Source organism: Bartonella sp. ML69XJBT, from assembly GCF_028618515.1.
Taxonomy (GTDB): Bacteria; Pseudomonadota; Alphaproteobacteria; order Rhizobiales; family Rhizobiaceae; genus Bartonella.
In genome coordinates this window covers 1-879 of the sequence record NZ_JAQITB010000134.1, presented here as the reverse complement: position 1 = coordinate 879, position 879 = coordinate 1, and the positions used below count along the sequence as shown (strand labels likewise).

The 879-nt window shown below is 44.7% G+C and carries 1 pseudogene; it reads left to right on the top strand.

Going from position 1 to position 879, the window contains the following annotated elements:
• Positions 1 to 879: pseudogene (locus PVV68_RS10535) on the top strand (filamentous hemagglutinin); the annotation flags it as partial.

Below are 879 nucleotides of genomic sequence, written 5' to 3'. Positions count from 1 at the left end.
ACATTCTGTTTGTTGCGCCAGGGGTTATGGTTGATGAGGCAACATCGGTTTTAGCAGCACGCGATTTTATCATCAATACAGGGGAGCTGCAAAATAGCGGTCAATTGGCAGCGGGTCAGAATTTAGTCTTTAGCGTGAGAGGGGATGCGACCAACAACAAAACCGGTTTAATCTATGTGGGGGGAAGTGGAGCACTTCAAGTTGATGGGACTTTTCTGAATGATTTTGGTGCTATTATGGCAGAAGGTGATTTATCTTTCACCAATGCAGAGGGCACAGGAAAAAGCCTTTCCCTTGTTAACAAAGCAGGCTTAATTCAAGCTGGGGGAAACTTATTGATCCAAACCAAAACTTTGCAAAACGAGGCCGACAGCACGCCTGTCATCACGGAAAAAACGAAAGAGGTTACTATCGCATTCCAAAAACCAGAAGGTTCTGATAGGCTCAGTAATGGGAAGTTGTATCAGGACGGACCAGGTCTTTGGGGAAAGGGGCACGACCATCAAAGTAGTATTATGGGGGTTAAGGGGCACGAAAAAGTTTTTTTGGACATTCCACTTTGGAATAGCAAAGAAGGAACCTATGGCACGGCAACATTGAAAGATGGAGCAGTTTATAAGGCTTTTACGTGGGAATATAAGCCTGTATATGATCAAAAGTCCGTAAAACGCTATCAATGGAATTTGGGATCACACATGAGCGAAAAGACTGTCACGCAAGGGTTTTCGCATAAGCCGGCGGCTCAGGGGATGATTCAATCTCACGGTAATTTGATCATTAACGCTGATGATATTGAGAACCGTTATAGCATCATAAGAGCAGAGGGCAATGCGGATATCTATGCAAATGCGCTGACCAATTTGGGGGGGACCACGTATA